Genomic DNA, 1,207 nt, shown 5'->3' on the forward strand with positions numbered 1-1,207 from the left:
CCCGCCGGCGCACGTTTTCGCCGCCCTGCAACGGCGGGAAGCAGACCCGTTCGCCCTCGATGCGACAGGCTTCCTGGGCCACCACGGTATCGGCGCCGGGCGGCAGGGGCGCGCCGGTGAAGATGCGCACCGCGTGCCCCGTCGGCAGCGGTTGCCGCGCGGTATCGCCGGCGGCGATGCGTCCGGCCAGCGGCAGCGCGCCGCCCTCGGCCGGCAGGTCGGCGACGCGCAGCGCGTAGCCGTCCATGGCGCTGTTATCCCAGGCCGGCACATCGAAGGGCGCGCTCAGGGTTTCGGCCAGCACGCGGCCGAGCGCATCGCGTAGCGCGATTTCCTCCACCGCCGGCGGCGCCGGGACGCGTTCGAGCAGCGCGGCGATGGCTTCATCGACCGGGCGCAGGCCGTGACTGTCACAGCCGCAGGCACTCATGAGCGGCTCCCGCAGCAACTGGCAGGCTGCTCATCGAGGCGCTTGAGGTGCGGCACGAAATTGCAGGGCCGGGTGCGCGCATCCAGCTGGCCGAGCAGGATCTTCTCCCACGCCGTGCGACAGGCGTTCGGCGAGCCCGGCAGACAGCACACCAGGGTGCCGTTGCTGATCCCTGCCAGGGCGCGGGACTGGATGGTGGAGGTGCCGATGTCGGCCAGCGAGACCTGGCGGAACAGTTCACCGAAGCCGTCGACGCTCTTGTCCAGCAAGGGTGCGACCGCTTGCGGGGTGTTGTCACGGGCGGTGAAGCCGGTGCCGCCGGTGATCAACACCACCTGCACGGCGGGGTCGGCGATCCAGGCGCAGAGTCGGGCGCGGATCTGCCAGATGTCGTCGCGTACCAGCGCGCGGTCGGCCAACTGGTGCCCGGCGCCTTGCAGGCCGTCGATCAGGGTGTGTCCGGAGGTATCGGTGTCCAGATTACGGGTGTCGCTGACCGTCAGCACGGCGATGCGCAGAGGCTGAAAGTCGGCACTGGAAAGATGGGCCATGGCAGTCTCCTGAAGATTCAATGAGCAGACTGCACGCAAGGCGACACGGCGCCCATTCCCCGATGGAGGTACGCCGCGAGCGCAGAAGGCGAAAACAAAAAAAGCGACCCTGAGGTCGCTTTTTCTGTGTGGCAAGGGCTTCAGTCTGACCCTTGCTCGAATATGGCGCAGCGGACGGGACTCGAACCCGCGACCCCCGGCGTGACAGGCCGGTATTCTAACCGAC

General features: G+C 68.7%; 1 protein-coding gene and 1 pseudogene. Both read right to left on the bottom strand.

The window, feature by feature from the left end:
- Positions 1–430, bottom strand: a pseudogene (locus AS93_RS0118415) (molybdopterin molybdenumtransferase MoeA); the annotation flags it as partial.
- Positions 427–981 (bottom strand): molybdenum cofactor biosynthesis protein B, encoded by a 555-nt coding sequence (gene moaB, locus AS93_RS0118420; RefSeq protein ID WP_027591935.1) that lies wholly within the window; start codon positions 979–981, stop codon positions 427–429. The gene moaB and the pseudogene AS93_RS0118415, both read right to left, overlap by 4 nt.
- Positions 982–1,207 lie beyond the last annotated feature (226 nt).

Origin of the sequence: Pseudomonas sp. RL, assembly GCF_000647775.1 — a bacterium.
GTDB lineage: Bacteria > Pseudomonadota > Gammaproteobacteria > Pseudomonadales > Pseudomonadaceae > Serpens > Serpens flexibilis.